This is a genomic window from Anaerolineae bacterium, from assembly GCA_014360855.1.
Taxonomy (GTDB): Bacteria; Chloroflexota; Anaerolineae; order JACIWP01; family JACIWP01; genus JACIWP01.
Map to the genome: position 1 here is coordinate 1 of JACIWP010000150.1, position 7,726 is coordinate 7,726.

7 protein-coding genes are annotated in these 7,726 nt (G+C 66.9%); 1 reads left to right on the plus strand and 6 read right to left on the minus strand.

Features of this window, described 5'->3' with window-relative positions:
* The 4 genes from recR to H5T60_09130 all read right to left on the minus strand — a co-directional run.
* The coding region (gene recR / locus H5T60_09115; protein ID MBC7242590.1) for a recombination protein RecR at positions 1-546 on the minus strand (546 nt) is incomplete at its 3' end.
* 16 nt (positions 547-562) lie between these two features.
* Positions 563-856: a YbaB/EbfC family nucleoid-associated protein gene (locus tag H5T60_09120; protein MBC7242591.1), complete on the minus strand. Its 294-nt coding sequence runs from the start codon at positions 854-856 to the stop codon at positions 563-565.
* Between the two features lie 84 nt (positions 857-940).
* Complete coding sequence (dnaX, locus tag H5T60_09125) at positions 941-2,665, minus strand: DNA polymerase III subunit gamma/tau (protein ID MBC7242592.1); 1,725 nt, start codon at positions 2,663-2,665, stop codon at positions 941-943.
* Positions 2,666-2,770: 105 nt separating this feature from the next.
* Positions 2,771-3,226 (minus strand): DUF2721 domain-containing protein, encoded by a 456-nt coding sequence (locus H5T60_09130; GenBank protein MBC7242593.1) that lies wholly within the window; start codon positions 3,224-3,226, stop codon positions 2,771-2,773.
* A 117-nt stretch (positions 3,227-3,343) separates the two neighbouring features.
* Here H5T60_09130 and H5T60_09135 point away from each other — a divergent pair, with 117 nt between their 5' ends.
* Complete coding sequence (locus H5T60_09135; protein ID MBC7242594.1) at positions 3,344-4,963, plus strand: hypothetical protein; 1,620 nt, start codon at positions 3,344-3,346, stop codon at positions 4,961-4,963.
* Between the two features lie 4 nt (positions 4,964-4,967).
* On the opposite strand, the gene H5T60_09140 is transcribed toward H5T60_09135, so the two are convergent.
* Positions 4,968-6,569, minus strand: a complete 1,602-nt coding sequence (locus H5T60_09140) for a hypothetical protein (GenBank protein MBC7242595.1) — start codon at positions 6,567-6,569, stop codon at positions 4,968-4,970.
* 263 nt (positions 6,570-6,832) lie between these two features.
* Entirely contained in the window at positions 6,833-7,690 is an 858-nt protein-coding gene (locus tag H5T60_09145; protein ID MBC7242596.1) for a hypothetical protein, read from the minus strand.
* Positions 7,691-7,726 lie beyond the last annotated feature (36 nt).

The following is a 7,726-nucleotide window of genomic DNA, read 5'->3' on the forward strand; positions in this document are numbered from 1 at the left end:
ATATTCCAGGTCGCCGCCCACCTGCAGGCCGTGCGCCAGCCGCGTCACCCTGACCCCCAGCGGCGCCAGCAGGCGCGCGATGTACATGGCCGTCGCCTCCCCCTCCAGGTTGGGGTTCGTGGCCAGCAGTACCTCCCGCACCTCGCCTTGCCGCACGCGCTGGACCAGCTCGCCGATCTTCAACTGCTCCGGCCCCACCCCCTCGATCGGCGCCAGCACCCCATGCAGGACGTGATATACGCCGTGATATTCGCCCGTGCGCTCAATCGCCATCACATCCAGCGGCTCTTCCACCACGCAGATCTGGCTGTGGTCCCGCTGGGGATTGGCACAGATGGGGCAGACCGGCTCCTCGCTGATGTTGTAGCACACCTGACAGTAGACGATGCGCTCGCGCAGTTGGCGGATGGCATCGGAGAGCGCCAGCGCCTGGTCCGCCGGCGCCCGCAGTAAATAATACGTCAGGCGCGAGGCGGTCTTGGGCCCAATGCCCGGCAGTTTCGAGAATTCCTCGATCAATCTCGCAACCGGCTTCGCCAGCTCCATAGCCCCGCCATTTCCCTCACAACAGGCCCGGCAGGCCCAACCCGCCGGTCAGCGCGCTCATGCGCTCTGCCGCCAGGGCCTGCGCCTTGACGATGGCCTCGTTGACCGCCGCCACGATCAGGTCCTGGAGCATCTCCACATCGTCGGCGTTCACCACCTCGGGCGAGATGGTCACCGAACGCACCTCCAGGTGGCCGGTCATCACCACTTTGACCACTCCGCCGCCCACGCTGGCCTCCACGGTCTCCTGGCCCAGCGCCTCCTGCGCTTTCATCATCTCTTCCTGCAGTTTCTGGAGCTGTTGCGCCATGCCGGCGCCGCCCCCGCGCGGCATCATGCCCCGCTTGCCACCCAAGCCTTTGCTCATCTCGTTCGCCTCCTCTGCATACCGGCGCTATTCGTCTTCCGGCATCATATCTTCTTCTAAGGGTATATCCTCCGGCCATGGGGGCTCGTCGGCCGGCGCCTCGGCCGGCCGCACCTCCACGACCCGCGCCCCCATTTTTTCCACCGCGGCGCGGATGAGCGGATCCTCCACCGCGCCATTCTCCCCAGTCCCTTTGCCCGAAGGCGCCGCCGGCGGGGCCGGCTCCGGGGATCGGGCGGACGTGCTCTGCTGTCGCGCCGGCGCGGGCGCCTTCCCCTGCTCCCCCAGCAGGGTGCACTTCACCGGCACGGCCTGCCCCAGCACCTGTGCCAGCGCCTGGGAGACGACCGCCTGACACCCCTGCGACTCAAAGCGTTTCTTGTGGAACTCGTAGCGGAACGCCAGCACCAACTGTCCATCCTCGACCCGCGCCGGCTCGGCCGCTCGCAGAAACGCCTCCGCATCCTTGTCCACTGGCCGCACCAGCCGCAGTACCTCCTGCCAGTGGGCGCGCAGACGCTGGAGCAGGGCATCATCCGCCGGCGCGGAAGCAACCGCCGGCGCGGCCGGGGCTTCGGGGGCTTCAACGGCCTTCGCCGGCGCTTCCGGCGGGACAGCAGGCGCTACCGGCGCCGCGGCCGGCGCGGCCCTCACGGGCGCCGGCTCTGCCCGGCCTTCGCTCACCGCCTGCACCAGGGCCAGCTCCAACGGGAGCTGAGGCTGAAGGCTGGTCTTCAGGCCCTGCGCGGATTGGCTGAACAGTTCGACCAGGCGCGCCCAGCCGGCCAATTCCAATTGCTTCGCCTGCTCGGCCAGCCGCCGGCGGGCTTCTGGATTCATGTGGAGCAAGCGCGATTCTCCGCCGGCCTTGACCAACAGCATGCCCCGCAGGTATTCGAGCAGTTCGGCGTTGAACTGCCGCAGGGGCACCCCTTGGTCCACCAGCGTATCAATGACCTCCAGGCCGGCGCGCAGGTCCCGCGTCAGCAGGGCATCCACAAAGCGTGCCACCAGTTCGGTGGAGCCGATGCCCAGCAGGGCCCGCACATGCTCGGCGCGGATCTCCGCATCGCCATAAGCGGTCAACTGATCCAGCAGTGAGAGGGCATCGCGCACGCCGCCGGCGGCATGGGTGGCGATGAGCTCCAGCGCCTCATCATCAATCTGCATGCCCTCCACCGCGGCGATCTGGCGCAGATGCGCGGCGATGGTGCTGGCCGGCACATAGCGGAAATCGAAGCGCTGACAGCGGGAGATCACCGTGGCCGGCACGCGATGGGGTTCCGTCGTGGCCAGGACGAAAATCACGTGCGGCGGAGGCTCTTCCAGCGTCTTCAACAGCGCGTTGAAGGCGGCGTTGGAAAGCATATGCACTTCGTCAATGATGTACACCTTATAGCGCGCCTGATTGGGACGGAAGCTCACCTTCTCCCGCAGTTCGCGCACATTGTCCACCCCTGTATGGGAAGCGGCGTCAATCTCGATCAGGTCCATCAGTGAGCCGTCGTTGATGGCCTGGCAGATGGCGCAGGTGTTGCAGGGGCGCGCTCCCTCGCCGATGCAGTTGACTGCCTTGGCGAGGATGCGGGCGGTGGAAGTTTTGCCAGTGCCGCGCGGCCCGCAGAAGAGATAGGCGTGCGAGATCTTCCCCTGGTCAATGGCATGGCGCAGGGTGCGGGTCACCGGTTCCTGGCCGATGACTTCTTCGAAGGTGCTGGGACGCCATTTGAGGTACAAGGCCCGCCTGGACATGCGACTTACCCTTTCCCAACGACATCGCCGGCCAGCCATGCCGGCGTACGTCATTAGTGTAGCATCGAAGCGCGTTTCATGCAAAACATTCCGGCTACCGCCCGCTCACGGCCGGCCGGCGCCCCGATGTCTCAGCTCAATATACAGCGCCTGTAGCGACTGATTGATATCCAGGATGAATTCCACCAGCGAAATGCTGAGCGAGATCATGCTCCCAATGAACAGCGCGCTGACCAACCAGGCGCTCGACAGGCGGAGCAGAGCGGAGATAAACAGCGTCATCACCAACAGGGCCGCCATCAGCACGCACAGCAAGGCGAAGAAGACCGAACGCTGGATAAAGCCGGCCCGCCGTACGATGATGGCGATCTCCTCCCGCAGAAACGCCGCCTCTTCTTCCGAAGCGTCGGCAAGCTGGCTCACCAACTGTCGGGATCGGTCAATGACCCTCCCAAGCCGGTTCGTCAGGGTCAGCAGTAACAACCCCACCCCGGAGATCACCACCACCGGGCTGACCGACATCTGCAGGACCGGGATCAGTTCGTCGATATTGACCGGCATTGGATCACCTCCATCCCTGGGTACATGTGATTCGATTCAACGGCGAATTCGCCGGCCGTGCCGGCGTATGGTATAATTCGTGCACCAGTGCAGGGAACACGCGCAGGGGCGCGAGATATGAAAGAAGAAGAGGGACCGCAAAAGGGCAAGATCATCACGGCTCTCTGGCAGCGGCGCACTATCGAAACGCTCATGCGCCGGCTGATCGATGCCCGCTCGGACGCCGAAGTCAATGCCATCCTTACAGAGATCCTCTCCCACGGCGAACAGGTCATCCCTGCCATCCTGGCGAACCTGGGCACCACCGACCCCCATTTTCGCGGCGCGCTGGGGCTGGTGGCCAAACACCTGCCCCACGAGCAGATCGCGCCGGCCCTCTGGGGCGCCCTGCGCGATGCATCTCTCTCCGACCACGCCCGCCTGACCGCCGGCCTCATCCTCGAGCGCTTCCTCGGGGAAACGGTGCCGCCGGAAGCGCTGGGCAATGTGCGTAATCCCACCCAGGTCGCCCTCCAATCCCTACAAGAGGTCATCAGCGAGAGCCGGCGCTCCCGCGCCATCCTCATCGAGTACATCGAGGCCTTCGAGGAGCAGGCGCCGGAAATCCAGCAGGTAGTGCTGGAGGCGCTGGAAAGCCTCCTGCAGGGCGACGATGTGGTGGAGCTCCTGCGGATGCTGGCCCAAAGCCCTTCGCCGGCGGTTTCCCAGCGCGCCGTGGACATGCTGTCTCAGCTCCGCACGCCGGCCGCCGCCCGGGCACTCCAGATACTACGGCCAACGGTTTCCCGCGCGCTCCTGCCGGCCGTCGAACGGGCACTGCGCAAGCTCCAGTTCGCCGGCGTTCCGGTCAGCCCGCTCCCACCCGCCGGCGGGGAATGGCGCGCGCTCATCAGCCCAGTGGACGGCCGCGGCGACCAGAGCATCTGGTTCATTCAGGAGACACCGGAGGGCAGACCACAGCGCTTTTTCGGCCTGCACCTGAATGACCAGGCCGGCATCGTCGAAGCTGTGGGCAGTGACCAGGTGGAAGACCGGCCCTTCCCGCCGGCATCGCCCCTGGGCCAACTGCACCTCATCGCCCTGCGGCCGGAAGGCCCGCACCTGTACCTGGTGGAAGCCCCGTACGATTACGGCCGGCTCCTGGTGCGCCAGGCACTGAAACTTCATGAAGAGAATGCCCACCCCACGCCGGCGGCCTATCGGCTGTATAACGACGCGCTGTGGGCCTATGACGTGCCGGAGCTGGAACGGGCCGCCCCTTCTCTGCCGGAGCCTTCACCGGAGGAGCGCCAGCACGCCCTGGCCCGCTCGGGCCAACTGCTGGAAACGCCGGCCTTCTCCACCTGGTTCGTCCGGAGCGAGCTTATCCTGACCTACGCCCAGCACCTGCGCCGGCTGGTCTCCGCCGGCGGCATCGTGGCGGTGCCCCGCACCTGGCTGGCCGAACTGGCCGACCGCTTTTTCTCCGACCCCGAGCGCTGCGCCCTGTATGCCGCCCGTCTGCGGCGCATGGCGGAATGGCTCTGGTTGAGCGGCCAGCGCGATCTGTCTCAGCTTGCCCTATCCGCCGGCATCGCGCTGGAAAATATCCCGCCGGCCGAACACCCCTTCCTGCTGAGCCTGATGCACCGCAGTCTCGGCCTGGCGCTGGGCGTGCTCAGCCGCGACATAGATGCCGCCGACGCCAGCGAGGCGCCCTGGGAAGAAGGGCTATCCCCCGACGCGGAGACGGAATAAGGCCTCACGGTCCGGGATGCCAGCGCGGACTGCGCCCCGCCGCCAGCCGGCGCGCTCCGCTCCCATCCGCGCTGACGATATATATCCCCGCCTCTCCGCCCACGACGCGGGTGAACAGCAGTGCCTGGCCGGACGGCGCAAACCAGACCTCCTCGATGCCCCTGGCGGCTTCCACGCCAAAGCCGCGCCGCTCGGCGGCCAGCATCAGCCGGTTGTCCCCGGTGCCATCCCACAACAGCGCCCAGGCCGCCGGCCCAAAGGGTGCGAACCCGCCGCGCGCCAGCTTCGTCTCATCGCCGGCGGAGAACCCCATGTAGACCAGCGTCCCGCCGGCCTTCACGTCCAGGATATGCACATCCTCCTGGCCGGCGCGGCCCAGGCCGGCCATCACCCTGCCGCCGGCCAGGTCCACCGCCAGCGGGCGCATCCATCCCCGCAGGACGATATAGCTACTGCCGGCCGGCACGTCCTCGAACGCCACCAGCATGTGCCCATCGGTCAGCTCCGCCTGCACGGCCAGCCGGCCATCCTGCCAGCGAGAGGCCGGCGCGATGGCGCGCATGTTCTCCAGGAAGGGGATCTCCACCGAGAGGTCAAAATACCACAGCAGGAGGCGCATCACGCTCCCGTCCGAGCGCGCCACCAGGCCGCGGGGCATCCCTGGAGCCACGGCCATCCATTCCAGCGCATCGGTACCCAGCGGCATTTCCATACGCCGGCCGTCCTCCAGATGCCGCACGCGCAGGGTCCCTTCGGCACCCTGGCGCAGTTCCGCCGTCAGCCAGATGCCGTCATCGCTGAAAAATCCGGCCGGCTTTCCTGGGCCGGGCGGGACCGGGCGGATCGCGCCGGCGCGCGCCACCACCTTCCCCTCTGCGGCAGGAGGATCGGCCCTCAGGTCATACAACACCATCCGGTCCATGTCCTCGCCGGCCTCGCGCCCCACCATCACCAGCCATCGGCTGTCCGGCGAAAACTCCACCAGCGGGTGGGGCATCTCTCCCATGTCAAAGCCCTCGCCGGTGTCCAGGCGGAACAGGGTGGAGACAAAGCGGCCGCCGGCCTCAGCGCCGATCAAGCCCCACTTGCCGTCCGGCGAAACCGCCCATACGGCCACCTCGCCGGCCGGCGCCGCCAGCGGATGCACCTCGCCGCCGGGCAGTGCCGCGCTCCATACCCGGCGCCCGCCGGCCTCTCCGCCGACCGCCAGCAGACGGCTCCAGCCCGCCGCCACCAGAAAGCGAAGCGGCTGGTCGAGGGAGGCGCTCAACAGCCGGCGGGAGGAGCGCGCCGGCACATCGATCCACAGCAGGGCCTTCTCCGCCGGCGTGCGCACCGCCGCCAGCCCGTAGCGGGCATCCGGTGACCACTGCAGAGAGGCAAACCCATCCAGATCGGTCCCCAACACCACATCTCCCTGCCCGCTGATGACATGCAGTTCGGTGGAGCCGTCCGGCCGGTCCACCAGGTACGAGACCGGCTGGGACAGGAGATAGCCCTCCGCCGCGGCCGGCGGAGTGGGGGAAGCGGCCGGCGCGGCCGTCGCCGGCGGCGCAGTGGGGGTCGGGCGCGCCGGCGCCGGCACACGGCATGCCGGCAGTACCATGAGCAGGCAAAACAGGCCTATGCGGAACAGCGTTCGGAGCCACACATGGTGTGGACGCGGCATTCCTCCACCCCTCCAGCGCGGGTCTTGCCCGATTCTACCACATTTTCGCCGGCCCGTCACCTTGAGGCCAGGGGCATGGCGGGGACGGAGGCTTCACGGTCCTGACACAGGTTCCCATCTCAGCGGCGCGACCGCGGCTTCGCCGGAGGTAAGGGTCGCGACCCAGGGCCAGCCGGCGGTGGTGATGTACCATTCGCCCGTCACCGGGTGGTGCACATATTCGGGCGCATGCGCCTCCAGCGAGGTAACCAGCGTGGGAGAGCGATGCCGGCCGCGATACACCCCGAAATTATACGGGTTGTCAACCAGATGTGAAACTGGAGCAGGATGCCCGGCCAGAAGAAGGAGTCGTTGTTATACGTGAGGGAAAGGTAATACCGCCCCTGATACTGGACCACAAAGGGAGACTCCATGGAGGCGAAATGGGAGTTGCGCTCGCTCCCCCAGCTCCCCCGCAGGGCGGTGCCGATATACTGCCATTCCTCCAGGTCAAAGGACTGGTACACGTCCACCTGAGAGAAATAGGTGCCGCGCGCCGTGGTGTACAACAGCCACTGGCCCTCGGCCACCTGGATCACCATGGGGTCGCGGAAGAACTTGTGATACGGAGCGGACATGGTGATGCGGTGATTGGTCCAGGTAATGCCGTCGGCCGAATCCATCTGATGAAGCTTGTGGGGTGACCAGAACATGCGGTAGGAGCCGCCGGCCCGAATCACATGCGGCGCCCAGGCCAGCTCGCCAAAATCAGCGATGGGCGCCTCTTCCGTCATCCCCGCCGGCGGCGGGAATTCCCGGCTCACCCCTACGGCGAAATAGCGCTCCTGATTGTAATCCCCGTCGGTCTTGGAAGTGATGCCAACCAACCGCCAGTTGCCCTCGGCGTCCTGGAAAATGGTGTGATCGTTGATGTAATAACCGGAGCGCTGGGGTCGGAAGAGGAACTGCCAGGGGCCGGCGATGACGGGCCGGTACAAGGGCGGGGAGCCGGACGCTGGCTCAGCAGATACCTCACCGATAAGGCGGGGCTGGCCGCCCCCTTTCGGCACCGCGAACACGCGGAAAGTCCCTCCCTCTCCCCACCACAGGAAGGA

Excerpts from the sequence above, each read along its gene's own strand:
- H5T60_09130 (MBC7242593.1), bottom strand. The coding sequence starts at position 3,226 with ATGCCGGTCAATATCGACGAACTGATCCCGGTCCTGCAGATGTCGGTC.
- H5T60_09120 (MBC7242591.1), bottom strand. The coding sequence starts at position 856 with ATGGCGCAACAGCTCCAGAAACTGCAGGAAGAGATGATGAAAGCGCAG.
- dnaX (MBC7242592.1), bottom strand. The coding sequence starts at position 2,665 with ATGTCCAGGCGGGCCTTGTACCTCAAATGGCGTCCCAGCACCTTCGAA.
- H5T60_09135 (MBC7242594.1), top strand. The coding sequence starts at position 3,344 with ATGAAAGAAGAAGAGGGACCGCAAAAGGGCAAGATCATCACGGCTCTC.
- H5T60_09140 (MBC7242595.1), bottom strand. The coding sequence starts at position 6,569 with ATGGTACTGCCGGCATGCCGTGTGCCGGCGCCGGCGCGCCCGACCCCC.